Here is a 24,238-nt window from a genome sequence, read left to right as displayed (position 1 = left end):
CGCGCCGTGCGGCGGGCACACGGTGCTTCATTGCGGCACCGGTTCGCTACGGCCTGCCAGCAGACAGGCACTCATCGCGCCGCCGTGCTCGCTCAACCCGCGCACGACGATCTCTGACGATTTGCCGTCGCGCCGCGCCAGTTCGGCCAGGTCGAGCAACGCGGCGTATCGCGCGGAACAGTCTTGCGATGCCTCGGCCGCATCGTTCGCGTGAAGGCCGTAAGTGTCTGCGATGAACTCACTCGCAACCGCCGTCAGACCTAGCGCGACAATAAGCGCCGCGAGCAGGCCTTTGAAAGCAGCGCTCGTCGATATCGCTTCGACATGCGCGCGGTGCGCCACAGCCCGTCCTTGTTCATCGATCGCGTCACAATGGACTCGCATCGCCGCGCTCCTCACGCCCAGTGTGCCGGCACCCAGACTCGCCCGACCCAATGGCCCGGCACCCACACCGCCGGGCGCGGCGCCGGCGCGACGTACACGACGCGCGGCGCCACATACAGGGCCGGCGGCGGGGGCGGCGGTGCGTACACCACTGGCGGCGGAACATAAGCCACCGGCGGCGCCACCACGACCGGCTTGGGCGCAACGTAGACGACCGGCGGCGGAGGCGGCGGTACGTACACCACCGGCTTCGGCGCCACGACAACCGTCGTACCGCCGGTCGCGACGACGCCGCTCGTGACCACCGTCCCGCTCGTCGTCACCGTGTTGCTGTGCGTGCCGGTCACGCTCGTCGAGGTTGTCACGACGCCCGGCGCGACACGCGTCGCCGTGCCGGCGTGATAGACGCTCCCGCCGTCCGAGCCCGTCACCGTGCCCGAGCGCGAGCAGGTCGAGCCGGCGCAATTGGTCGACGCGGAATGATCGACCGTGTTGCCGTTCGAACCGGTGATCGATCCCGACGACGAATATTGGCCCGGCGCGGTCTTCGTCACGTCGCCGGAGGTGGTGGCCGTTTTGCCGTCCGGACCCGTCAGCGTGCCGGTGTGCGAACAGCTCCCGCCGGCGCAACCGGTGTCGCCGGCATGCTGGACGGAGTTGCCGTCACGCCCGGTCGCCGTGCCCGAATTCGAGAACTGGCCCGGCGCGTTACGCGTCACGGTGCCGGTGTTGCTGGCAAAGCCGCCATAAGGGCCCGCGACGCCGCCCGCGTGCGAACAGCTGCCGCCGCCGCACGAACCGTAACGCGCGCCGTTGTAGGTGCCGCGCGATGTGTACGCCGTGCCGTGCTGCGACCACGCAAACGCCGACGCGCTGCCGAGTGCGAGGATGGCGGCGGTGGCGCCGAGCACGAGCTTGCGCAACGCACCGCGCGCGGATGAAGAGGCTACCGATGACGCAACACACGCGGCGCTGACCGGGACGACGAACGAACGATTTTTCACGGTATGTCCTTGCTGGGTTCGGGCCACTTGTGTCACTGCGGTGTGGCGACAGACGGACTATAGAAGGACCCACCAGGTAAATCAGCAACGCAGATATGTCACCTTGTTTCACCGCGAGGGAAGCCCGTTGGGCGAGGGTTTGCGGGCGTTTTGCGGGCGTCGTGACATATCTCGACATAGATTGTTGCGGGCGGGCGCGACGCCCGGAACGTGGCGTGCGCCCTCGTCGCGCACGCATCTGAATATCGGCGCGAAATGCGAACTCAGAACGGTCCGCGACTCGCCAGGTGCGCGTACTCGTCCTTCAGCGTGTCGATGCGCCGACGATATGCCGCGAGCAGACACGCGTGATCACGGCCACATGCCTGCCTCGACTTCAGCCATGCCTGTTGTTCGTCCTGCATGTTGCCGCGCGTGCCCATCGCGACGAGTCCGGTCAGCATCTGATAGCGAACCGACATCTCGACATCCAGCTCGCTCAGTTGCCGGGAAGCACAAATCGTCTTCTCGTCGGGCAAACGCGCCCGATTGCAGTCGAAGCTCGCGGCGCAAACGGAACCGGCAGCGAACGCGGCCATCATGATCAGCGCACATTGCAGACGTCGTTTGATGCGGCGGTTATGGTTTCTCGTCATCGTCGTTCGGGAGTGGATGCGATGGAATGAATCTGCCAGCATGGACGCTCGCGTGTCAATCCGCGTGATGCGTGCATAAAGCAGCACATTTTGATTGACAAGCCCTGCGGCAAAACGGCACACTCGATTCCATGCTGACGCACCTCTTCATCGCCATTGCGATTAATCACCCGATGCGAGCCATCACTGGCTGGCCATTGGGAGCATGTGTGCGCTAGTAGTCTGAATCTGCAAACAAGACCCCCAAGGCCCCGCCGGTAACGGAAGGGGCCTTTTGTTTTGTGGGCGCCTCCGTCAGCCGGCACGATGAAGGAGAACAAAGATGGATCAGGCAAGCCCGCAGTGCATGGACGATGACTCGAGTCTGGTGTCGTATCGGCATCGGCCCGACGAGTGTCTGCCGAAAGTCGTAGTGCATTTTTCCGTGTTGCCCGGCGCGACGCTGACCTGGCGCGTCGACGCCAACAGCACGCTCACGGTGCAAGGCGCGCGTGTCTGGCTCACGCGTGTCAGTTCACCTTACGATCACTGGCTCGCGCCCGGCGAAGAACTCCGCCTGCAACGCGGCGAGCGTGTGTGGCTCAGCACGGACGGCGACGCTGCCGCACGCGTGTCGTTGAGCAGCTTGCTGCCCGCCAGACGCGGGGTGATCGGGCGCTGCCTGGGAAGGCTCGCGTGGTTGAGCATCGGCACGCCTACACCGCGTTAGCGAAGCCATTCGATGCACAGCGTAGCGCTCGCGTGATGGCTGAAACGTGCATATGCGTCAGAAGAAATGCGGTGGCACCCCTGCTGTCAGGGGGTGTGCGTTTCGACGGTATGGGTAGTCTCATCGCGCCGTGTGCATCACACTCACTGCCCCACCGGCGTGATCTGCACCGCCGCGGCCGACACGAATACCGCGTGAATCGTGTCGCCCGCCTTCACGTCTTTCAGATCGACGCCGGGACCGGCTTCGAGCGTCTGCGTCCGATATGCGCCACGCAAGGTGACGAGCCGCTTCTTCCGGTCGATCTTCTCCACGGTGGCGACCACTTCGGTCTGACGCGCCGATTCGAAACCGCCGGAGGCCGGCGTGTACGTCTGCTTGTCGACGCGCTTGCGAATGCCCTTCTCCGCACCGACGACCTTCTCGGCCTTCACGAGCAACGCGTTTTTATAGAGCACGTCTACCCGATCGCCCACCTTCAGTTGATCGAACGTGCTGACCTGTTGGCCTACCAGCACGGGCACTTCATTGCCGCCAGGCCCCTTCAGCGTGAGCGAGCGGCTGCCCGCATCGATGCCGACGATTTCCGCCTTCATGTGCACCGGCTCCACTGCGCCGATCACGCCTTGCGCAGCGCTCGCCATGTCGTCTTGCGCCCACGCCGGTCGCGCCGCGGCGAACGCCGCGACCATCAATGCTGCGCCAATCGTCATTGCCTTCATCTGCGCGCTCCTTGTGACAGTGTTCGGTCCGGCTCGGCGGTAGTCCGAATTAGAGGACATACGCGTTCGACGCCAGTCATAACCACCTCTTCAGGACAACCGCTTTCAAACGATTCTACTTTTTTGGTAGCACGCAGCGAGCCCGCACACATCCGCTGCGTATGAACACACGATACGGCGCATGAAGCACAAAACAAAACAGCCCCATCGCACAAGCGATGGGGCTGTTCATGATGCCTTGCAAAGCAGGGACGCGTGCGAAACGCGACACGCCCCACTTCAAACCATTACACGCGCTCGATAGCGATCGCGATGCCCTGGCCGACGCCGATACACATCGTGCACAGCGCAAAGCGGCCTTGCGTGCGATGCAGCTGATACATCGCGGTCGTCACCAGACGCGCGCCGCTCATGCCGAGCGGGTGGCCGAGCGCGATCGCGCCGCCGTTCGGGTTCACGCGCGCGTCGTCGTCGGCAACACCGAGTGCGCGCAAGACCGCGATACCTTGCGAAGCAAATGCCTCGTTCAGCTCGATCACGTCGAACTGATCGATGGTCATGTTCAGACGCGCCAGCAGCTTTTGCGTGGCGGGCGCCGGGCCGATGCCCATCACGCGCGGCGCGACACCGGCCGTGGCGATACCGAGCACGCGAGCACGCGGCGTGAGGCCGAAGCGCTTCGCCGTTTCTTCGTTGGCGAGCAGCAGAGCCGCCGCGCCGTCGTTCACGCCCGACGCGTTGCCGGCCGTGACCGTGCCGTCCGGACGCACCACGCCCTTGAGCTTGGCAAGCGTTTCGAGGCTGGTCTCACGCGGGTGTTCGTCTTGCGACACCGTGACCGGATCGCCCTTCTTCTGCGCGATCGTCACGCCGACGATTTCCTGCGCGAGCGTGCCGTCGCGTTGCGCACGAGCCGCCTTCTGCTGGCTGCGCAGCGCGAATGCGTCCTGATCGGCGCGGTTGATGTTGTAGTCGGTCGCGACGTTTTCGGCGGTCTCCGGCATCGAGTCGACGCCGTACAGCTTCTTCATCAGCGGGTTGACGAAGCGCCAGCCGATCGTCGTGTCGTAGATCTCGGCCTGGCGCGCAAACGCGCTGCTTGCCTTGGGCATCACGAACGGTGCGCGGCTCATGCTTTCGACGCCGCCCGCCACCATCAGCGCGGCCTCGCCCGACTTGATCGCGCGCGCGGCAATGCCGACCGCGTCCATGCCCGAGCCGCACAGACGGTTCACCGTCGAGCCCGGCACGCCTTGCGGCAGGCCCGCGAGCAGCAGCGACATGCGCGCGACATTGCGGTTGTCGTCACCGGCCTGGTTCGCGCAGCCGTAGATCACGTCGTCGATCGCGTCCCAGTCGACGCTCTTGTTGCGCTCCATCAGTGCCTTGAGCGGCACCGCGCCCAGATCGTCGGCGCGCACCGACGACAACGAACCTGCATAGCGGCCAATGGGGGTGCGAATCGCGTCGCACAGGAATGCTTCGGTCATGTGATGTCTCCAGTTGATGTGCTGCGCGCGCGGCGCCGTGGCCGGCCGCTCTGGCGCTGGCGCCAATGTGGACGGGATGCGCTGAGGCATCGGCCCGGCGAGCGCAACGGGAAGCGGTGACACGGCAGCCGTCACGTCGAGGCAGCTTAGCGCAGGATGGTGAACGACGGTTTCGAAATCGCCATTTGTTCTTTATACGAACACACGGTCATATATCGAACAACGAGACTCGATGATAGGCGCGGGCGCGAAACCATGTCAAGCGCGGCCAGGCCCGCACCAGGGAATACGTGCAGGCCGAAGAATGAGGGCGCAGTGGCCGTCATGCGTCGGATGAATTGTGGTGAACTGCAAGGCCGCTTAAGGGAGCGGCCTTGCCGGAGTACAACCCGTGGCTGTTGGCCTGGAGTTAAAGCTGAAGCCGCAGACAAGCTCTGTGCACCCGCTGTGGTGAGCGGGCCGTCGGGAGCGTAACTGCTGGCGAGCCCGGAGCTCAAGCTAAAAACGAAAGCCGTGGCCGCGCTGAAACTGAAGCTGAAACGAAGCCGAAGTCAAAGCCCAGGCCCAGGCCCCTCATCGAACCTCGATCCCCTCATCCGCGATATACCCGCGAATCACGTCCGCGAAGCTGCGATCGCCGCTCAGTCCGAGCCCTTCGGCGCGCGACGTGTCCCACTGCCCCGGCCAGCTGCCGACGATCTTCTCCACACGCGCATCCGGCTCACGCACGATCCGCTGCGCGACCGCGTCGCCGGCGACCTCGCGCAGCGCGGCGATCATCTCGTCGACGCTCACCGAAATCCCGGGCAGATTCAGCACGCGCTGGTTGCCGAGCGCGGCCGCATCGATTTCGAGCCCGGCGATCAGGCTCTCGATCGCCTTGCGCGGCGACAGCAGCCACAGGCGCGTCGAACCCGCGACCGGGCACGTCGCCGATTCGCCGTTCAGCGGCTCGCGGATGATGCCGCTCGCGAACGACGACGCCGCCGCATTCGGCCGCCCCGGCCGCACGCTGATGGTGGGCAGCCGCAACACGCGGCCGTCGACGAAGCCACGCCGCGCGTAATCGTTGAGCAACAGTTCCGCGATCGCCTTCTGCGCGCCATACGACGACTGCGGATTCAAGGCGGTGTCGTTCTGCACGATCTCGGGCAGGTCGCCGCCATAGACCGCGACCGAACTCGTGAACACCACGCGTGGCCGATGCCCGCGCTGCCGGCAAACTTCCAGCAGCAAGCGGGACGCATCCAGATTGATGCGCATGCCGAGATCGAAATCCGCTTCGGCCTGGCCGCTCACGATCGCGGCCAGATGGAAGATCGCCGAAGTTTTGTCGTCGATCACGCGTTCCAGCACGCTGCGCTCCGCGATGTCGCCCACTTCCGTGCGCACGCGGCTGTCGCCGAAATCGCCCGCACGCACCACGTCGAGCAGCACCAGCTCGGTAATCGCTTGCGGCGCGCCTTGCTGGTCTTTCAGGGAACCGCGCGCGAGCAGTTCACGCGCGAGACGCTGGCCGAGAAAACCCGCGCCGCCGGTAATCAGTACTTTCATGATTGGTCGTCTTTCGTTTGATGAGGGTTAGCGGGCGGCGGGCAGATAGGGCTTCAACCAGCCGAGGCCGGCGGAAGTGCCCGCGCGCGGCCGGTATTCGCAACCGATGTAGCCGTCGTAGCCGAGCGAATCGATCAGTTCAAGCAGATACGGGTAGTTCAGTTCGCCGATGTCGGGCTCGTGCCGCTCCGGCACGCCCGCGATCTGGATGTGACCGATGCCCGCCATATCGCGTTTGAGTTTCACCGCGAGATCGCCTTCGACGATCTGGCAGTGATAGCAGTCGAACTGCACCTTCAGATTCGGCGCGCCGACTTCCGCGCAAATCGCCTGGGCGTCGTCCTGACGGTTCAGGAAAAAGCCCGGCATGTCGCGCGTGTTGATCGGCTCGATCACGACCATGATGTTCTCGGCTTGCGCGGTCTGTGCCGCATGCGCGAGATTCTTCAGATACACCTCGCGATGCTTCGCGCGCGGCTGATCCGCGCCGATCAGGCCGGCCATCACGTGCACCTTGCGGTTGCCGAGCACGCGCGCGTATTCGAGCGCGGTGTCGAAGCCGCGCCGGAACTCGTCCTCGCGGCCCGGCAGCGAGGCGATGCCGCGCTCGCCGCCCGCCCAGTCGCCGGGCGGCGCATTGAAGAGCGCCTGCGTGAGACCGTGCGCGTCGAGCCGCGCCTTCAGTTCGCCGGCGCGGAAATCATACGGAAACAGATACTCGACCGCTTCGAAGCCGTCTTTCGCGGCGGCGGCGAAGCGGTCGAGAAAAGCGTGCTCGTTGTACATCATCGTCAGGTTGGCGGCGAAACGAGGCATGGCGGCAACTCCTTGAAAACGGTGTAAGCAAACGCGCGGCGCAAGCAATGAACGGGCGCGCCGCGCGCCAATGTCGATTTAGCGATTGACCAGCTTCGCCGGCGTGAGCCACGTGGCCACCGCGCCGATCACCAGCATGCCGGCCAGCACATACATGCCGGTCTGCGTGCTGTGCGTGAGGTCTTTCAGATAGCCGATCATGTACGGACTCGCGAAGCCCGCGAGATTGCCGATCGAATTGATGATCGCAATGCCGGCAGCCGCACTGGCGCCCGACATGAACGCGGTCGGCAATGACCAGAAGAGCGGCGCGCAGGTCAGCACACCGGCGGCGGCCAACGACAGGAACGCGATCGACACCACCGTGTTGTCCGCGAACGAAGCGGCCACCGTGAAGCCGACCGCGCCGAACAGCGCCGGCACGATCAGATGCCAGCGGCGCTCGCGGCGTTTGTCGGCGCTATGGCCCATCACGTTCATCACGACGATCGCGCAGAGAAACGGGATCGCGCTCAGCAGACCAATGTTCAACGCGCCGCTCACGCCGGTCGATTTGACGAGCGTCGGCATCCAGAACGTCAGGCCGTATTGCCCGGTGACGAACGCGAAGTAGATGAGAGACATCCACCACGTGCGCGGATCGCGAAACACCGCGCCGAGCGAGTGCTTCTGGTTTGTCTCCTGCGGCTGCGCGGCGGCGATTTCATCGGTGAGCAGGCGCTTTTCGCGCTCGCTCAGCCATTTCGCGCTGGCGATGCCGTTGTCGAGATAGAGGATCGTCGCGATACCGATGGCGACCGCGGGAATCGCTTCGATCAGGAACATCCACTGCCAGCCCGCGAAACCCGAGCTGTTATGGAACGCCTGCATGATCCAGCCGGACAGCGGGTTGCCGAAAATCCCCGACACCGGAATCGCCGACATGAACACCGCGATGATCTTCGCGCGTCGATGCGACGGAAACCAGTAGGTCAGGTACAGGATCACGCCCGGATAGAAACCGGCCTCGGCGAGACCGAGCAGAAAGCGCAGCAGATAGAACTGCATCGGCGTCTTCACGAACACGAACAGTGCGGACAGCAAGCCCCACGTAATCATGATCCGCGCAATCCAGATCTTCGCGCCGATCCTGTGCATCAGGATGTTGCTCGGCAACTCGAACAGGAAGTATCCGATGAAAAACACACCGGCGCCGAGGCCGAACACCGTTTCGCTGAACGCGAGATCCTGCGACATCTGCAGCTTTGCGAAGCCGACGTTCACGCGGTCCAGATAAGCGACTACGTAGCACAGCATCAGAAACGGCACGATGCGCCAGAACACCTTTTTGTAGGTGCGTTCAACTTCGGCAGCGCCGGGCTGTGCCGCGCCGGCGGCAACGGGACGGCTTGCTGCGGTCTGATACGAACTCATGCATTGTCTCCTTCCATGAATAGCCTCATGCGCCGCTTCAGGCGGCAGGGCCTTGTTGTGCCAGCTTCTTTACCAACGTGCGCCGAACACGGCGCGCAGTTCTTCGAGTGCGGCTTCGTCGAGCGGAGCGGGCCGTGGATTCGTCATCAGCCACAGGCGCGCGGTCTCTTCGAGTTCTTCGAGCGCATAAGATGCCTGCGCGACGGAACGCTCCCACACCACCGGCCCGAGCCGCTCCAGCAGCACCGCGCGAACCGTATCGGCAAGCGCGGCGATCTGCGCGGCCACTTGCGGATCGCCCGGACGCTGGTAGCGAATCAGCGGGACGTGACCCACTTTCATCACGTAGTACGGTGTAAGCGGCGGCAGCACGTCCGCCTCGCTCCACACGCCCGCGAGCGTCAGCGCGACCAGGTGTGTCGAATGCGTATGGACGACGCCGCGCGCCGCGCTGTTCGCCGCATAGATGCCGCGATGCAGCGCCAGCGTTTTCGACGGCTTGCCGCCCGACACCGCCTTGCCGTCGAAATCGACCTTGGCGATATCGGCGGGATCGAGCCGGCCGAGGCACGCGTCGGTCGGCGTGATCAGCCAGCCGTCGTCGAGCCGCGCGCTGATGTTGCCGGCGGTGCCCACCGTATAGCCGCGTTCATAGAGACTCGCGCCGCTCACGCAGATTTCCTCGCGCACGCGGGCTTCATTCGAAGTATGGAGTGCGGGTGTGCCGGTCATTGCGCGGCTCCGTCGAGATGACGCAGCGCCTTCTCGAAGAAATCGGTCGTGCCGAAGTTGCCTGATTTCAGCGCGAGCGCGAGCGGTTCGGCGCCGGTCGTCGCGGTAGCCGGCACGCCCGGATCGATCTGCGCGCCGATGCGCAGCGTGCGCACGTCGAGTGCCTGCACGACCGCGCCCGATGTTTCGCCGCCCGCCACCACGAACTTGCGCACGCCGCGTTCGAGCAAGCCGCGCGCGATCGACGCGAGCGTCGCTTCGACCAGATGCCCCGCTTCGTTGACGCCTAGCTCACGCTGCACGGCCTTGACTTCGTCGGGTGTGGCCGTTGCGTAGATCAGCATGGGCTCGCCACGTTCGAGATGCGTTTGCGCGAACGCCAGCGCCTGCTCGACGACGGCTTCGCCGCGCGCCGCCGCCAGCGGATCGATGCGAAACGCGGGCCGGTTCGCGCGCCATGCCGCCACTTGCGCGTTGGTCGCCTTCGACGCGCTGCCTGCCAGCACCGCCGACAGACCTTCGACACGCGGCAATTGCGCGGCGTCGTCCTGCTCAGCGAGCAAGCCCGCGCGCCGGAAGTTGGCCGGCAAACCCAGCGCGACGCCGGAGCCGCCGGTGATCAGCGTCAGGTCCGCGCAGGCTTCGCCGAGCACGTGGAGATCGGCGTCGGATACGGCGTCCGCAATCGCCATGCGCACGCCGTCCTCACGCAGCGCGTCGAACGCCGCGCGCACGCTCGCCACGCCTTTGGCCACGGCGTCGTAACGCACGAGGCCGACTTTCGATTGCGTCTGACGTTGCAGCACGCGCACGAGGTTCGCGTCGCGCATGGGCGTGAGCGGATGGTTTTCCATTCCCGACTCGTTGAGCAGCACGTCGCCGACGAACAGATGGCCGCGAAAGATCGTTCGGCCGTTCTCGGGAAACGCCGGGCAAGCGATCGTCAAAGCGCTCGCGTTGCCGCCATCGGCGCTCAGCGCATCGAGCAGCGCATCGGTCACCTGGCCGATGTTGCCCGCGTCGGTCGAATCGAACGTCGAGCAGTACTTGAAGAAGAATTGCCGGCAGCCTTGCGCGCGCAGCCAGTCGAGTGCGGCGAGCGATTGCGCGAGCGCATCGGCGGCGGGAATGGTGCGCGATTTCAGCGCGACCACCAGCGCGTCGGCCTCGATCGTTTCGCTCGATGCGGGCACGCCGATCGTCTGCACCGTGCGCATGCCGCCGCGCACCAGCATGTTGGCGAGATCGGTCGCGCCGGTGAAATCGTCGGCGATGCAGCCGAGCAGCGCGCGTTTCGTTGTAGCCGTCATGGATCGCTCTCCTGCTTACTTCGCCGCCGGCACGTCGATGCCGGGGAAAATCTTGATCACCGCGGAATCGTCTTCGCCACCGTGGCCGGCCGTGGACGCCATCATGAACATCTGATGCGCGGCCGCCGACAGCGGCAACGGGAATTTCGAGCGGCGCGCGGTATCGAGCACGAGGCCCAGGTCCTTGACGAAAATATCGACCGCCGACAACGGCGTGTAATCGCCCGCGAGAATGTGCGGCACGCGGTTCTCGAACATCCACGAATTGCCCGCGCTGTGCGTGATCACCTCATACAGCGCGTCGGGGTCGACGCCTTCGCGCAAGCCGAGCGCCATCGCCTCGGCGGCCACCGCGATATGCACGCCGGCCAGCAACTGGTTGATGATCTTCACTTTCGACCCCGCACCGTGCGCCGCACCGAGGCGGTACACCTTGCCGGCCATCGCGGCCAGGACGTCCTCGCACGCGGCATAGGCGGCGGCCGGGCCGGACGTCATCATCGTCATCTCGCCGGATGCGGCGCGCGCCGCGCCGCCTGAAACCGGCGCGTCGAGCATTTGCAACCCGGCGGCCTCGACCCGCTTGCCGAGTTCGATCGCGAAGTCCGGCGCAACCGTCGCACTCGCGATCACCACGCCGCCCGGCTTCATCGCGGCCACCGCGCCCTGCTCGCCGAACAGAACGGCGTCGGTCTGAGCCGCATTCACGACCAGCGTGACGACCACTTCGCACTGCGCACCAAGTTCGGAAGGCGTTGCGCAACCCACGCCGCCTTCAGCGACGAACGCCTGCAGCACCTCGCTGCGCAAATCGCAAGCGTGGACCCGAAAGCCCGCTCGCAACAACGACCGCGCGACACCCAGGCCCATTGCACCAAGACCGATGACACCGACATTTCTGGACATGCTTGACCTCTATGAATTCGTTCTGCGTTGTCGCGCCCGATGAGCGCATGCGTTGATCGGCGCCCTCGCTGCGCCATGGGCTGAAACCTCAGCAAATCCCCGCTTCCGCGAGACGCCGTGCGGCGTTGTACATATGCGTGCGCGCCGCGTTGCGCGCCGCCATCGGATCCCCCGCGCGAATCGCGTCCGCAATGGCCGCATGCTCTTCGCGCACCTGGCGCGAAAAGTCCTCGCGCAAGGCCTCGTTGCGGCGCGTGACGACAGTGCCCGCCTCCAGGTACTGATTCAGAAAGGTGAGTGTCTTGAGGAAATACGGATTGCCGGTGGCCGCCGCAATCGCACGATGGAACGCGACGTCTTGCGCGACGCCCTCCTCGCCTTCGGCCACCGCCTGATCGATGCGGGCAAGCGCGGCGTCGATCGCGGCCATGTCGGCATCGCTGCGGCGCATCGCGGCTTCCGACGCGACTTCCGCTTCGATCGCGCGACGCAGCGCCAGGATCTGCACGACCGAGCCGGGCTCGGCCGCTTCGGCGGAATCGATCCGCAGCGGCCGAACCGTGCCGTGCGCCGCGACGAACACGCCGCTGCCTTGGCGCGGCTCGACCACCCCTTCGTTCTTCAGCCGCGAAATCGCCTCGCGGATCACCGTGCGGCTCACACCGAATTGCTGCGCCAGCGCGGCCTCGGTCGGCAGCTTGCCGCCGCGCTCGAAAGTGCCCTTGTCGATCTGCTTCAGAAGCTGCTGGGCGACCGTGTCGCTCAACGCCCGCGCAGGAATCTTGTCGAACATCGATGCCTCGATTGATCATGTTATCGGGTCATCATACAAATTTTGAATGCGACCTGCATCCGCGCAAACCCTGGTATTTTCGGGCAAATCGGTGTCGAGTTGGCGAATCACAAAGGCTTAAGCTATCGTCACGCCTTTGCGCCACCGCGCGCCGCGTGAACCGGTGCGGCGTCGCGCGCACTTTTCTCGAACGCATTTCTCAAGGCCCATGAGCAAAGCCCTGCCGCCGTCTTCCGCCGTGCCCGCCAGCGCCGAACCGGCCCCGGACAAACCGGGCGACTCGTATGTGCAGTCGTTCGCGCGGGGCCTCGCGGTCATCCGCGCGTTCGACGCGACGCGCCCCGAACAGACGCTCACCGATGTCGCCGCCGCGACCGGCCTGACGCGCGCGGGCGCGCGCCGCATTCTGCTGACCCTGCAGACGCTCGGCTACGTGGAGTCCGAGGGCCGCCTGTTCCGCCTCACGCCGAAGATTCTCGACCTCGGCTTCGCGTACCTGACGTCGATGCCGTTCTGGAATCTCGCCGAGCCGGTGATGGAAAGCCTGTCGGCGCAAGTCCACGAAAGCTGCTCGGCGGCCGTGCTCGATCGCACCGAGATCGTCTACGTGCTACGCGTGCCGACGCACAAGATCATGACCATCAATCTGTCGATCGGCAGCCGGCTGCCTGCGTATTGCACGTCGATGGGCCGTGTGCTGCTGTCCGCGCTCGACGACGAAACGCTCGACGCGACGCTCAGCTCGACGCCGCTCTATGCGCATACGCCGCGCACCGTCACGGATAAGGAAGAACTCAAGAGATTGATCGCGCAGGTACGCCGCCAGGGATGGGCGATCGTCGATCAGGAACTGGAAGGCGGGCTGATTTCGCTGTCCGCGCCGATCCGCAATCGCCAGGGGCGCGTGATCGCGGCGATGAACATCAGCGGCAACGCGCAGCGCAATTCGGCGAAGCAGATGGTGAAGGCGTTTCTGGAGCCGTTGCAGCAGGCCGCGCAGACCGTGTCGGAGATGGTGGCGCGGCGCGGTTGAAGGCGGTTCGCCTGATTGCGAAGCGAGCGCGCGCGGGTTGCCCGCGCACCGTGATCAAGGCTACGGAAAAGGCGCGGTTGAAGGCGCCACGATCACTCAATCGATCGATTCGTTCGCGGTCTCCCTGAGCATCGAGACTGCAATCAGCGACACCACCACGCACGCCGCCACATAACCGGCCGGCGCCAGCTTGCTGCCGGTCGCCCGGATCAGCCAGGTCGCGACCAGTTGCGCGGTCCCGCCGAATACGCACACGCTCACCGCATACGCGATCGAAATGCCGGTGGCGCGCACGCGCCGCGGAAACGACTCGCACATCAGCGCGAATTCCGACGCCGAGCCCATCGAATAGAACACCAGCATCAGCGCGGTCAGCGACATCACAACCGATAGCTGCGGAAAGCGGTTCATCAGCATGAAGGCCGGAAACAGCAGTACGACCAGCACGCCACGGCCAAACAGGATCGGCCGCTTGCGGCTGCCGATGCGGTCGGACACGAGGCCGAACAGCGGGCACGTGATCAGCATCACGAGGCCCGACGCGACGCCGACCAGCATCGACAGCGACATCGGCAGGCCGAGCGTGTGGATCGCGTAGGTCGGCATGTAGAACGTGAGGATGTAGGTCGAGACCGTGCCGCCCATCACCGTCAGCGTGATCAGCACGAGCGGACGCAGATGCGCGGTGAAGAGTTCGTGCAGCACGCCGCGCTCGATCCCGTGGCCGTGCGCGCTGGACGCATCGTCGGCGAGACGGCGGCGCAGGTAGATGCCGACCGGCGCGATCAGCACGCCGAGCAGAAACGGCACGCGCCAGCCCCAGCTTTCCAGCGCGTCCTTCGACAACGCCGCCGAGAGCGCGGCCGCGATGCCCGCGCCCATCAGCGCCGCGCCGCCTTGCGTCGCCAGTTGCCAGCTGGCGCGAAAACCGCGCCGCCTGCCGCCGCCCTGTTCGAGCAGCGTGGAGGTGGCCGCGCCGAACTCGCCGCCTTGCGAGAAGCCTTGCACGAGACGCGCGAACACGATCAGCAACGGCGCGGCGAGACCGATCCGGGCGTAGGTCGGCGTGAGCGCGATCAAGCCGGTGCTCGCCGCCATCAACATGATGGTCAGGTTGAGCGCGGCCTTGCGCCCCTTGCGGTCCGCGTACACGCCGAGCAAAACGCTGCCGAGCGGCCGCGTGATGAACCCCGCGGCGAAGGTCGCCACCGACAGCAGCAACGAAGTGGTCGGGTCCATCGACGGAAAAAACAGCCTGCCGATGATCACGGCGAAAAAGCCGTACACGGTGAAGTCGAAGAATTCGAGCCAGTTGCCGATCACCGCGGCGGCGACCGCGCCCCGGCTGGAGATCCGGTTCGTGCCTGCGGCGTCGAGGGTGCGCCTCGCGTCGGTGGTGGTGTTCATCGTGTGGTCTCTTTCGTCGTTATGCCGGCCGTACCGCAGTGTCAGGGCTCACTGCCCCAGATACCGCTCCACCAGCCGCGTCCAGAACGCCGCGCCCACCGGCAGACTGCGATCGTTGAAATCGTAGTGCGGGTTGTGCACCATGCACGCATCCTCGCCCACGCCATTGCCGATCCGCAGGAACGTGCCCGGCCGTTTTTGCAGCATGAAGGCGAAATCCTCGCTGCCCATCAGGATGTCGGTGTTCGCGACCACCTTGTCGTCGCCGACGAGTTCACGCGCGACCTGCACCGCGAAATCCGTTTCGGCATCCGAATTAACCACCACCGGATAGCCCTCGATGTACTCGACCACCGCCTTGCCGCCATAACTCGCCGCCTGGGTTTCGGCGAGTTCGGTAATGCGCTTCTTCAGAAGCGCGCGTACTTCGGGGCTGAACGAACGCACGCTCAGTTCCAGTTTCGCGCTGCTCGAAATCACGTTGTTGGCGGTGCCCGCATGCATCGAGCCGACCGTCACGACCGCCGGCTGCGACGGATCGACGTTGCGCGCGACGATCGTCTGCAACGCCATCACGATGCTCGCCGCGACCACGACCGGATCGACGGTCAGATGCGGACGCGCGGCATGCCCGCCAACGCCTTCGATCGTGATGATCGCCTTGTCGCCCGCCGACATGAACGGCCCCTTGCGAAACAGCAGCGTGCCGGGTTCCGCGCCCGGATGGTTGTGCACGCCGAACACGGCGTCGCAGGGGAAGCGCTCGAACAGGCCGTCGTTGATCATCTTCAGCGCGCCGCTGTCGATGCCGCTCTCTTCCGCCGGCTGAAAATACAGATGCACCGTGCCCGAGAAGTTGCGCGTGGCCGCGAGATGCTGCGCGGCGCCGAGCAGCATCGTCGTGTGGCCGTCGTGGCCGCAGGCGTGCATCTTGCCGTGCGTGCCGCTCGCATACGGCAGGCCGGTTTGCTCGATGATCGGCAACGCGTCCATGTCAGCGCGAATGCCGATGCTGCGGCGGCCGTCGCCCACCTTCAGCGTGCCTACCACGCCGGTCTTGCCAACTCCGCGCGTCACCTGCCAGCCCCATTGCTCCAGTTTCTCCGCGACCAGCGCGCCGGTTTGCAGCTCCTCGTAGGCCAGTTCCGGATGGTGATGGATGTGATGGCGAATCTCGCGCAGGCTCTGCGCAGCAGGCTCCAGATCGGACACTTCGGTAAAACGCGCGGCTTCTTTCATCTCGATGGCTCCGTGAAATCATGCCGCGCAAACACGCGGCAAACAGCTCGCCACTATAGCCACGCCGTTTTGTTCGAATAAGATGCTATTTTTTTCACCCTGATTAACAAGTCTTATATAGAGGATTACCCTCATGAAGCTGCAGCAGTTGCAGGCATTCGTCGCGGCCGCGCATCACCGCAGCTTGCGCGCCGCCGCGCGCGAACTCGGCGTGACGCAACCGGCCGTCACGCATACGATCCGCGAGCTCGAAAACGCGCTGAACGCGGAGTTGATGGTGCGCAGCGTGCGCGGCATCGAGTTGACGGCATGCGGGCTCGCGCTGCTGCCGCGCGCCGAGCAGTTGCTCGGTGACATGCGGCGCACGGTCGAAGCCGTCGAACAGGTGAAAGGAGAACTGGCCGGCAAGGTCAGCGTCGGGACCATGCCGTCGATTGCGCTCACGGCGCTGCCACATGCGGTGTCGAGCTTTCGCCGGAAGATGCCGCTGGTGAACCTGCATCTGGAGGAAGTGACGATTCCCGATGCGCTCGCGCGTTTGCGCAATGGCGCGCTCGACATCGCGGCGCTTCATCACGTGCAGGCGCTCGACAGCGATCTGGTGCAGGCGCCGCTCTACTCGACGCAGTTCGTGGTCGCGCTGCGCGCCGGGCATCCGCTTGCGAACGTGACACGTCTGCACGAGCTGCTCGACGCCGAGTGGATCGCGACGGTCGGCGCCGATCACTTTCCGCACAGCGTGATGATGGCGATGTTCAACGCGCACGGCTTGCCGGTGCCGAAACGGCTGGTGCGGGCGCCGTCGTCGTTTGCGGTGACGTTGGGGCTGGTGTCGCAAACCGACGTGATCGGCTGCTTCACGCGGCCGCTCGCGCAGATGGTCGCGCCGCTCGGCATCCGCGTCGCGCAGATCGAAGACGCGCTGCCGAACTACGATCTCAGCATCATCTCGCGGCGCGATCTGCTGCCCACGCCCGCGGTTCAGCAGTTCGTCCTGTGTTTGCAGCAGGCGACGCGGGAGCGGATGGCGGCCGGTGAATAGTCCGCTTCAGTGAACCCCGGCGCGCGCCATGAGAATCTCGACCAAGGCGTGCCCCGCGTCTTCGAGGCGGCCCGAATTGTCGATCGTCGTACAACGCACGCCCGCGGGCAATGAGAACGGCGCACGCCGCGCGAGCCGCGCCGCGACCTGCTCCGCGGACTCACGCGCCCGCGCGCCAAGACGCGCTTCGAGAATATGCGGCGCGGCGTCCACGTGCACGATTTCCGCGTGCGGATAGCGCGCCAGTGTGTGCTGCACATGCTGCCGCGAGCCGTTGACGACCACCGTGCAACCGCGCGCCAGCCACGCATCGAGTTCGATGCCGATGCCATAACGCAGCGCGTGACTCGACCATTCGAGCGCGAACAGGCCGAGCACCGAACGCGCCGCGAACTCTTCGACGCTCAACGCCACATGCACTTCGCCGTTGCCGCTCGGCCGCGTGATGTAGCGGTGCGCGAACAGGATCGGCTCGCCCGCGAGACGTTGGCGCGCGAACGCCAGCAACGCGTCCTTGCCCGCACCGGACGGCCCCATTACATAGATCAAACGCCCCGCCATGGTCATGCCACCTCGCCAGTGCGGAACGGCAAACGCTGCCACAGCACGAACGGCTCACCGGGCGCCGGCTCGACGAAGAGCGCGGCCTGATCGACGCTCAACGGCCCGAGCGCGGACGTTTGCTGCCGCCACCAGGCAACCAGCGCCGCGCGCTCCTGCAAGTCGGCGAGCGAACCGGACAGCGTCATGTGAAAACGGAATTCGTCGAACACGTACGGATACCCCCAATCGATTAACAACGCGCGCTGCCGTTCGCTCAGCGGCGCTTCGAGCCGGCGCGCGAGGTCGGCAGCGGACGGCCGCGCACGCAACGGGTGGAACGTTTGCAGCGCGCTACTCGCCAGCGCGCGAATGGCGGCCTCGCCATGCTGATCCACCGGACGCAGTGCGACGAAATCGCCGAGCGTCGCGGCTTCCACCGGCAACATGAACGCGTGCTGCGTGAGCGCCCATGCACGCGCCGCGGCCAGCAGGTGGTCCTGCGTGACGCCGGCCGCGAGATGAAATGGCGCGACCAGCGTGCCGTGCCAGCCATAACGGCGCGGCGCTTCGGTCAACTCCGTCAGCGCGCGCGTCAAGCCTTCCGGTTGAGGCGGCACGTGGCGCTCGCCACTTTGCGCATCGCGGCCGAGCCATACCGAGCCCGCCCGCCACCACTCGGACGCGCCCGATGGCGCGTAATACACGGCAAAGCGTGCGCCGGCGCTCCACGCAGCGCCGTTCACAGGTCGTGCTCCACCAGCAACTGCACGCGATCCGCCGCGAAATGCGTGAAGCCGTATTTGACCGGCGTGCCTTCCAGATCGACATCGACGTTTTCGACCCACAGCACCGGCTGCTGCCGGTTGATGTTCAAACGCCGCGCCACTTCGGGCTCGGGCAGCACGCTGCCGATGCGGCTCCACTTACGCAGATAGTCGTCGACGCCGAACTCGGCCATCGACTTCGTGACGCTGCCGGTGCGCTCCAGTACCTCGGGCAGGCCCGCGAACCGCGTGGCCGGATACCAGCTGCGCGCGAACGTGAGCGGCACGCCGTCGGACTCGTGCAGCGATTCGATCCGGTAGACCGCCGCGCCCGCCCGCAGACTCAGCGCCTTCGCGACACCCGGCTCGGCCTTCACACGCGCCGCCGACAACATCGTGCCCGCCGCCGCGTGATGCTGCTGGCGCAAGTTCTCAGTGAAGCGCGTGCGGCGGCCGATCGAATAATCGATCGCGCCGGGCTGCACGAAGGTGCCGCGCCCCTGCTCGACGCTGACGAGGCCCAACGCGGCCAGCCCCAGCATCGCCCGGCGCACGGTGTGCCGGTTCACATCGAAGCGTTTGGCCAGCTCGCCCTCGCTCGGTAAGCGCCCTTCTTCGCCGAAGCCGCTGGCCGCGATCTCGGCCGCCAGAATCTGCTCGATCTGCCGCCACACGGCAACGCCCGCGCCGCGTTCGAGCGTCGTGCCCGGCATCGCGTTGTCGTTCGATGTCATGGTGCTGTCATTCCCCCAGGGTCAAATATTCGGCATGGTGTGCATTGTAGTGCGCAAGCCGTGATGAAAATGTGAAACGGTGGCACACATGCCGATGCGCGACAAGGTACCTCTAAACGTCTAGACGTTTAGATGAATAGATGGTCAAATGTCCATTTGCTTGCTCAACAGGAAATCCGATGAGCGCTACTTCCGCGCCGCCTGCTCCTGCTCCTGCGTCGTCCGAGCGGCGCGCATGGATGGCCGTGCTGGCCCGCACGCCGCGCGCCGATCTCGAAGCCGCCATGGAGCGCGCGCTGCACGGCCTGCCCACTCCCGCTTACGACTGGCTGCGGCCGCCCGAAATCGGGCTTGCGATGGTGCGCGGGCGCGTCGGCGGCAGCGGCGATCCGTTCAATCTCGGCGAAGCCACCGTGACGCGCGCAACCTTGCGCCTGCGCGTACCGGATGATGCACTCGCGACAGTCGGCGTCGCATGTCACCTGGGCCGTGACCGCCGCCGCGCGGAACTCGCCGCGCTCGCAGACGCGCTGCTGCAAATGCCCGAGCTTCACGCGGCATTGCATCGGCAACTGGTCGAACCGTTTGCCGCGCAACAGGCCGCGCGCCGCGCCGAACGGCAACGCAACGCCGCGGCCACGCGCGTCGAGTTTTTCACGATGGTGCGGGGCGAATGATGGAAAACGCGCAGATTGCCTTGTCCACATTGACGCCGGGCTTCGCGGACCCCGTCCACGATACGCAGGCGGTGTTCCGCACGCTGCTCGATGCATTGTCGCGGCCGGGCACGATCGGCGAGGTCGGCAACGTGCTGCCCGACGTGCGGGCCACGCGTGCTGAACTCGCCGCGTTCGCCGCGCTGCTCTCGCTATGCGACTACGCGACGCCCGTGTGGCTCGCGCAGCCGGACGCCGCGCTCGGCTCGGCGCTGCGTTTTCACACCGGCGCGCCGCTTGTCGGCGAACCCGGCGCCGCCGCGTTCGCGTATGTTCATGATGCAAGTGCATTGCCACCGCTCGAGCGCTTTATGCTCGGCACCGCGGAATCGCCCGAGCAGGCGGTGACGCTGCTGATTCGCGTCGAAGCACTCACAGGCGGCATTTCGGTCGTCCTCAGCGGACCTGGCATTCTGGATACCGAAACGATTGCACCGGTCGGTCTGCCGGAGCACTTCTGGCGCGAGCGCGCCGCGCTGGCGCCGCTGTTTCCGTGCGGTATCGACTGCTATCTCGTCAGCGGCACTCGCCTGATCGGCTTGCCGCGCACAACTCAAGCGAAGGTGAACTGATGTACGTTGCCGTCAAAGGTGGCGAGCGCGCAATCGAAGCGTCGTGGCGTCTGCTCGATCAGGCGCGCCGCGGCGATACGCGACTCGCCGAACTCGGCGTCGCGCAGATTCGCGAGCAATTGCGCCTCGCCGTCGCGCGCGTGATGACCGAAGGCTCGGTGTTCGACGAGGAACTCGCCGCGCTGGCGATCAAGCAAGCAGCCGGCGATCTGGTCGAAGCGATCTTCCTGCTGCGCGCGTATCGCACCACGCTGCCGCGTTTCGGCTACACGCAGCCGATCGACACCGAAGCGATGCAGGTCGAGCGCCGCATTTCGGCGACCTTCAAGGACGTTCCCGGTGGTCAGTTGCTCGGCGCGACTTACGATTACACTCAGCGTCTGCTCGATTTCGCGTTGCTTGCCGAAGGCGAGGCCGAAGAAGCGGGCACAAGCGCACGCAATGACAACGGCACAGCCGAAGCATATGGCGAGTCGCTCGCAAGCGCGGCGGCGGCAACAAACGCCATGCCGCGCGTCGTCACCTTGCTCGACAACGAAGGCCTGATCGAACAGGAACGCCCCACGCCGAGCGCGCCGCCCCCCGGCGATCTTTCGCGCGAACCGCTCGCCTTTCCCGCCAGCCGCGCGACGCGCCTGCAGAATCTGGCGCGCGGCGACGAAGGCTTTCTGCTCGCGATGGGTTACGCGACGCAACGCGGCTACGCGCACTCGCATCCGTTCGCGGGCGAGATCCGCTTCGGCACGATTGCCGTCGAGATGGAACTCGACGAGCTGGGCGAAGCGGTCGACATCGGCGACATCGACATCACCGAATGCCAGATGATCAACCATTTCGCCGGCAGTGGCACCGTGCCGCCCACCTTCACGCAGGGCTACGGTCTCGCGTTCGGCCACTCGGAGCGCAAGGCAATGGCGATGGCGCTGGTCGATCGCGCGTTGCGCGCCGAGGAACTCGGCGAAGCGGTCGCGTCGCCGACCCAGGACATCGAATTCATGCTGTCGCACAGCGATAACGTCGAAGCGTCGGGCTTCGTTCAGCATTTGAAGCTGCCCCACTACGTCGACTTTCAGTCCGAACTCGAACTCGTACGACGCTTGCGGGCACAGCATGGTGCGCAGACGCGGAATCAAAGCGAGCAACAATGCAGCGATCAAGCGGAGCAGGCAGCATGAACGCGCCCGGCGCATCTCCAACCCCCGCCTCGTACGACAGCGCCGCGCACGGCTACAACTTCGCCTACCTCGACGAGCAGACCAAGCGCATGCTGCGCCGCGCGTTGCTCAAGGCCGTGGCGGTGCCGGGCTGCCAGGTGCCGTTCGCGTCGCGGGAAATGCCGTTGCCGTTCGGCTGGGGCACCGGCGGAATTCAGGTCACCGCGGCGATCATCGGTAAGCAGGACACGCTGAAGGTCATCGATCAGGGCTCCGACGAAACCACCAACGCGGTCAACATCCGCCGTTTCTTCGCGCGCACCACGGGCGTCGCGACCACGCGCCGCACCGCCGAAGCGACGATCATCCAGACACGTCACCGGATTCCCGAAACGCCGCTGACGGACAGGCAGATTCTGGTGTACCAGGTGCCGATGCCCGAGCCGTTATATCGGCTGGAACCGCGCGTCGCCGAATGCAGGAAGCTGCATGCGCTCGCCGACTACGGTCTGATCAGCGTGAAGCTCTACGAGGACATCGTCCATCACGGCAGCATCGCCACCACGTACGACTATCCGGTGATCGTCAACCACCGCTATCTGAGTTCGCCGTCGCCGATCCCGAAGTTCGACAACCCGAAGATGCACATGAACCCCGCGCTGCAACTGTTCGGCGCCGGCCGCGAACGGCGCATTCACGCGATTCCGCCCTACACATCCGTACGCAGTCTCGACTTCGACGATCATCCGTTCGACGTGCAGAAGTGGCAGCACGCGTGTGCGCTGTGCGGATCGACCGAGAGCTTCCTCGATGAAATGATCGTCGACGACGCGGGCAAACGCATGTTCGTCTGCTCCGATAGCGACTACTGCCACGAACGCCGTGGCGATGCGGACCAGGCTCCGGCGCAGCCCAACGCACGCGACGGAGAATCCGCATGACGCCACAGCCGCTATTGAGCGCTCGCCATTTGACCAGGCAATACGGCGGCCGCAACGGTTGCAGGAACGTCAGCTTCGATCTGTATCCGGGCGAAGTGCTGTGCATCGTCGGCGAATCGGGCTCGGGCAAGACCACGCTGCTCAATACGCTCGCGCTGAAAACCACGGCCGACAGCGGCTCGCTCCACTACACCGCCACGCAGGGCGAGCGGCTCGATCTGCTCGCGCTGTCCGAGCCGCGCCGGCGCCTGCTGATGCGCACCGAGTGGGGCTTCGTGCAGCAGAATCCGCGTGACGGACTGCGCAGCGGCGTCTCCGCCGGCGCGAATATCGGCGAGCCGTTGATGGCGGTCGGTGCGCGCCACTATGGCGAGATCCGTCACGCGGCCACGCAGTGGATGGAACGCGTCGAACTCGACGCTTCGCGCATCGACGAATTTCCCAGCGCGTTTTCCGGCGGCATGCAGCAGCGCCTGCAGATTGCGCGCAATCTCGTGACCGGTCCGCGGCTCGTCTTCATGGACGAACCCACCGCCGGGCTCGACGTGTCGGTGCAGGCGCGTCTGCTCGATCTGCTGCGCACGCTGACGTCCACGCTGCACCTGTCGGTGCTGATCGTCACGCACGATATCGGCGTCGCGCGTTTGCTCGCGCATCGGCTGATGGTCATGCAGGGGGGCGAAGTCGTCGAGTCGGGTCTGACCGATCAGGTGCTCGACGATCCGCAGCATCCCTATACGCAAACGCTGGTTTCCTCGGTTCTGCCGGTTTGAGGCTCACGATGCAATCCATTGAAGCAGGCAGTCGCACAGTTCATGAAGCAGGCGCGGCCGGGCGTGCGTTTTCCTGCAACACGGCATTGATGCTGCGCGCGGCCGGCGTCGGCAAGACCTTCACGCTGCATGGCCAGGGCGGCGTGCGGATCGACGCGCTCGCGGACGTTTCGCTGGAAGTCGAACGCGGCGAATGCGTGGTGCTGGTCGGGCCGTCGGGCGCGGGCAAGAGCACGCTGCTGCGCTGTCTGTACGGCAACTATCTCGCCAGCACGGGGTCGATCGAGATACGCGACACAGCGGATCATGGCCAACCCGTGTCGATCACCGGTGCCGAACCGCGCGACGTGCTGCGCCTGCGCCGCGATGTGGTCGGCTACGTGAGCCAGTTTCTGCGCGTCATCCCGCGCGTGCCGACGCTCACGCTGGTCGCCGAACCGCTGCTCTCGCGCGGCGTGGCCGAAGACGAAGCCCGCGCGCGCGCCGCCGCGCTGCTCGCAAGGCTCAACGTGCCGCAGCGGCTGTGGACGCTCGCGCCCGCCACCTTCTCCGGCGGCGAGCAGCAGCGTGTGAACATCGCGCGAGGATTGATCGCCGGGTATCCGCTGCTGCTGCTCGACGAACCCACCGCCTCGCTCGACGCGGAGAACCGCGACGTGGTCGCCGGGCTGATTGTCGAAGCGCGCGAGCGCGGTGCGGCGATCGTCGGTATCTTTCATGACGAAGAGACGCGCAGCAAGGTCGCAACGCGCCGGCTCGCCTTGCAGCCGCCACGGCGTCACTGAACGATTGATCGACCGCCGCGAAACGGCACTAGAATGGACCGGCGAACGGCGATGAGAGACTACCCCC

Annotated in this window: 26 protein-coding genes; 9 read left to right on the top strand and 17 right to left on the bottom strand. The window is 65.7% G+C overall.

Going from position 1 to position 24,238, the window contains the following annotated elements:
- Positions 1–27 precede the first annotated feature (27 nt).
- From ACZ9H4_RS18540 to ACZ9H4_RS18530, 3 genes are all read right to left on the bottom strand, one after another.
- Complete coding sequence (locus tag ACZ9H4_RS18540) at positions 28–384, bottom strand: hypothetical protein (protein WP_476120165.1); 357 nt, start codon at positions 382–384, stop codon at positions 28–30.
- 11 nt (positions 385–395) lie between these two features.
- The gene (locus ACZ9H4_RS18535) at positions 396–1,388 is read right to left on the bottom strand and encodes a hypothetical protein (protein WP_476120163.1); all 993 of its coding nucleotides are present in this window, start codon (positions 1,386–1,388) and stop codon (positions 396–398) included.
- Between the two features lie 263 nt (positions 1,389–1,651).
- Complete coding sequence (locus tag ACZ9H4_RS18530; protein WP_408324072.1) at positions 1,652–2,023, bottom strand: lysozyme inhibitor LprI family protein; 372 nt, start codon at positions 2,021–2,023, stop codon at positions 1,652–1,654.
- A gap of 322 nt (positions 2,024–2,345) precedes the next feature.
- On the opposite strand from ACZ9H4_RS18530, the gene ACZ9H4_RS18525 reads away from it, so the two are divergent.
- Positions 2,346–2,732, top strand: a complete 387-nt coding sequence (locus ACZ9H4_RS18525; protein ID WP_408142777.1) for a DUF2917 domain-containing protein — start codon at positions 2,346–2,348, stop codon at positions 2,730–2,732.
- A 143-nt stretch (positions 2,733–2,875) separates the two neighbouring features.
- Here ACZ9H4_RS18525 and ACZ9H4_RS18520 read toward each other — a convergent pair whose 3' ends face one another.
- The 9 genes from ACZ9H4_RS18520 to ACZ9H4_RS18480 form a co-directional block, all read right to left on the bottom strand.
- A complete protein-coding gene (locus tag ACZ9H4_RS18520) occupies positions 2,876–3,454 on the bottom strand; it encodes a hypothetical protein (protein WP_408142779.1) in 579 nt (192 codons plus the stop codon).
- Positions 3,455–3,741: 287 nt separating this feature from the next.
- A complete protein-coding gene (gene pcaF / locus ACZ9H4_RS18515) occupies positions 3,742–4,944 on the bottom strand; it encodes a 3-oxoadipyl-CoA thiolase (protein ID WP_408153156.1) in 1,203 nt (400 codons plus the stop codon).
- A 573-nt stretch (positions 4,945–5,517) separates the two neighbouring features.
- The gene (denD, locus tag ACZ9H4_RS18510) at positions 5,518–6,498 is read right to left on the bottom strand and encodes a D-erythronate dehydrogenase (RefSeq protein ID WP_408153157.1); all 981 of its coding nucleotides are present in this window, start codon (positions 6,496–6,498) and stop codon (positions 5,518–5,520) included.
- A gap of 27 nt (positions 6,499–6,525) precedes the next feature.
- Positions 6,526–7,314 carry a 2-oxo-tetronate isomerase gene (gene otnI / locus ACZ9H4_RS18505; RefSeq protein ID WP_408153158.1) on the bottom strand — a complete coding sequence of 263 codons (789 nt, stop codon included), beginning with the start codon at positions 7,312–7,314 and terminating at the stop codon, positions 6,526–6,528.
- Between the two features lie 78 nt (positions 7,315–7,392).
- On the bottom strand, positions 7,393–8,727 hold the full coding sequence (locus ACZ9H4_RS18500; protein ID WP_408153159.1) for an MFS transporter: 1,335 nt from the start codon (positions 8,725–8,727) through the stop codon (positions 7,393–7,395).
- A 69-nt stretch (positions 8,728–8,796) separates the two neighbouring features.
- Complete coding sequence (gene otnC / locus ACZ9H4_RS18495; RefSeq protein ID WP_408153160.1) at positions 8,797–9,459, bottom strand: 3-oxo-tetronate 4-phosphate decarboxylase; 663 nt, start codon at positions 9,457–9,459, stop codon at positions 8,797–8,799.
- Positions 9,456–10,769 (bottom strand): 3-oxo-tetronate kinase, encoded by a 1,314-nt coding sequence (otnK, locus tag ACZ9H4_RS18490; protein WP_476120158.1) that lies wholly within the window; start codon positions 10,767–10,769, stop codon positions 9,456–9,458. Before otnK ends, otnC begins: the two co-directional genes overlap by 4 nt.
- Before the next feature lie 15 nt (positions 10,770–10,784).
- Positions 10,785–11,675, bottom strand: a complete 891-nt coding sequence (gene ltnD, locus ACZ9H4_RS18485) for an L-threonate dehydrogenase (RefSeq protein ID WP_408142793.1) — start codon at positions 11,673–11,675, stop codon at positions 10,785–10,787.
- An 88-nt stretch (positions 11,676–11,763) separates the two neighbouring features.
- On the bottom strand, positions 11,764–12,468 hold the full coding sequence (locus ACZ9H4_RS18480; RefSeq protein WP_408142795.1) for a FadR/GntR family transcriptional regulator: 705 nt from the start codon (positions 12,466–12,468) through the stop codon (positions 11,764–11,766).
- A 208-nt stretch (positions 12,469–12,676) separates the two neighbouring features.
- Between ACZ9H4_RS18480 and ACZ9H4_RS18475 the strand changes: the two genes are divergently transcribed.
- Positions 12,677–13,501, top strand: a complete 825-nt coding sequence (locus ACZ9H4_RS18475; protein WP_408142797.1) for an IclR family transcriptional regulator — start codon at positions 12,677–12,679, stop codon at positions 13,499–13,501.
- 96 nt (positions 13,502–13,597) lie between these two features.
- On the opposite strand, the gene ACZ9H4_RS18470 is transcribed toward ACZ9H4_RS18475, so the two are convergent.
- Complete coding sequence (locus ACZ9H4_RS18470) at positions 13,598–14,908, bottom strand: MFS transporter (RefSeq protein ID WP_476120155.1); 1,311 nt, start codon at positions 14,906–14,908, stop codon at positions 13,598–13,600.
- Between the two features lie 48 nt (positions 14,909–14,956).
- Positions 14,957–16,147: a M20 aminoacylase family protein gene (locus ACZ9H4_RS18465; RefSeq protein WP_476120153.1), complete on the bottom strand. Its 1,191-nt coding sequence runs from the start codon at positions 16,145–16,147 to the stop codon at positions 14,957–14,959.
- Between the two features lie 133 nt (positions 16,148–16,280).
- On the opposite strand from ACZ9H4_RS18465, the gene ACZ9H4_RS18460 reads away from it, so the two are divergent.
- A complete protein-coding gene (locus ACZ9H4_RS18460) occupies positions 16,281–17,189 on the top strand; it encodes a LysR family transcriptional regulator (RefSeq protein ID WP_408142804.1) in 909 nt (302 codons plus the stop codon).
- A 6-nt stretch (positions 17,190–17,195) separates the two neighbouring features.
- Here ACZ9H4_RS18460 and phnN read toward each other — a convergent pair whose 3' ends face one another.
- The 3 genes from phnN to phnF are packed head-to-tail and all read right to left on the bottom strand — an operon-like array spanning position 17,196 to position 19,230.
- Positions 17,196–17,750, bottom strand: a complete 555-nt coding sequence (phnN, locus tag ACZ9H4_RS18455; RefSeq protein WP_476120151.1) for a phosphonate metabolism protein/1,5-bisphosphokinase (PRPP-forming) PhnN — start codon at positions 17,748–17,750, stop codon at positions 17,196–17,198.
- 2 nt (positions 17,751–17,752) lie between these two features.
- Positions 17,753–18,475 (bottom strand): DUF1045 domain-containing protein, encoded by a 723-nt coding sequence (locus ACZ9H4_RS18450; RefSeq protein WP_408324086.1) that lies wholly within the window; start codon positions 18,473–18,475, stop codon positions 17,753–17,755.
- Positions 18,472–19,230: a phosphonate metabolism transcriptional regulator PhnF gene (gene phnF, locus ACZ9H4_RS18445; protein ID WP_408142808.1), complete on the bottom strand. Its 759-nt coding sequence runs from the start codon at positions 19,228–19,230 to the stop codon at positions 18,472–18,474. Before phnF ends, ACZ9H4_RS18450 begins: the two co-directional genes overlap by 4 nt.
- 179 nt (positions 19,231–19,409) lie before the next feature.
- Between phnF and phnG the strand changes: the two genes are divergently transcribed.
- Genes phnG through phnL form a run of 6 tightly spaced genes read left to right on the top strand, consistent with a single transcriptional unit; the run spans position 19,410 to position 24,171 of the window.
- Positions 19,410–19,907 (top strand): phosphonate C-P lyase system protein PhnG, encoded by a 498-nt coding sequence (gene phnG / locus ACZ9H4_RS18440; RefSeq protein ID WP_476120148.1) that lies wholly within the window; start codon positions 19,410–19,412, stop codon positions 19,905–19,907.
- A complete protein-coding gene (phnH, locus tag ACZ9H4_RS18435; RefSeq protein WP_408324119.1) occupies positions 19,907–20,518 on the top strand; it encodes a phosphonate C-P lyase system protein PhnH in 612 nt (203 codons plus the stop codon). Before phnG ends, phnH begins: the two co-directional genes overlap by 1 nt.
- Positions 20,518–21,693, top strand: a complete 1,176-nt coding sequence (locus tag ACZ9H4_RS18430) for a carbon-phosphorus lyase complex subunit (RefSeq protein WP_476120146.1) — start codon at positions 20,518–20,520, stop codon at positions 21,691–21,693. The genes phnH and ACZ9H4_RS18430 overlap by 1 nt, the downstream gene beginning before the upstream one ends.
- Positions 21,690–22,613, top strand: coding sequence for an alpha-D-ribose 1-methylphosphonate 5-phosphate C-P-lyase PhnJ (locus ACZ9H4_RS18425; protein WP_408324091.1), 924 nt, complete (start codon positions 21,690–21,692; stop codon positions 22,611–22,613). Before ACZ9H4_RS18430 ends, ACZ9H4_RS18425 begins: the two co-directional genes overlap by 4 nt.
- A complete protein-coding gene (gene phnK, locus ACZ9H4_RS18420; protein WP_408324093.1) occupies positions 22,610–23,386 on the top strand; it encodes a phosphonate C-P lyase system protein PhnK in 777 nt (258 codons plus the stop codon). The genes ACZ9H4_RS18425 and phnK overlap by 4 nt, the downstream gene beginning before the upstream one ends.
- An 8-nt stretch (positions 23,387–23,394) precedes the next feature.
- Positions 23,395–24,171, top strand: a complete 777-nt coding sequence (gene phnL / locus ACZ9H4_RS18415) for a phosphonate C-P lyase system protein PhnL (RefSeq protein WP_476120143.1) — start codon at positions 23,395–23,397, stop codon at positions 24,169–24,171.
- Positions 24,172–24,238 lie beyond the last annotated feature (67 nt).

It is taken from the genome of Paraburkholderia sp. TE9906, from assembly GCF_056279605.1.
The sequence above is the reverse complement of the archived record's forward strand: the minus strand, read 5'-3'. Positions and strand labels throughout refer to the sequence as shown.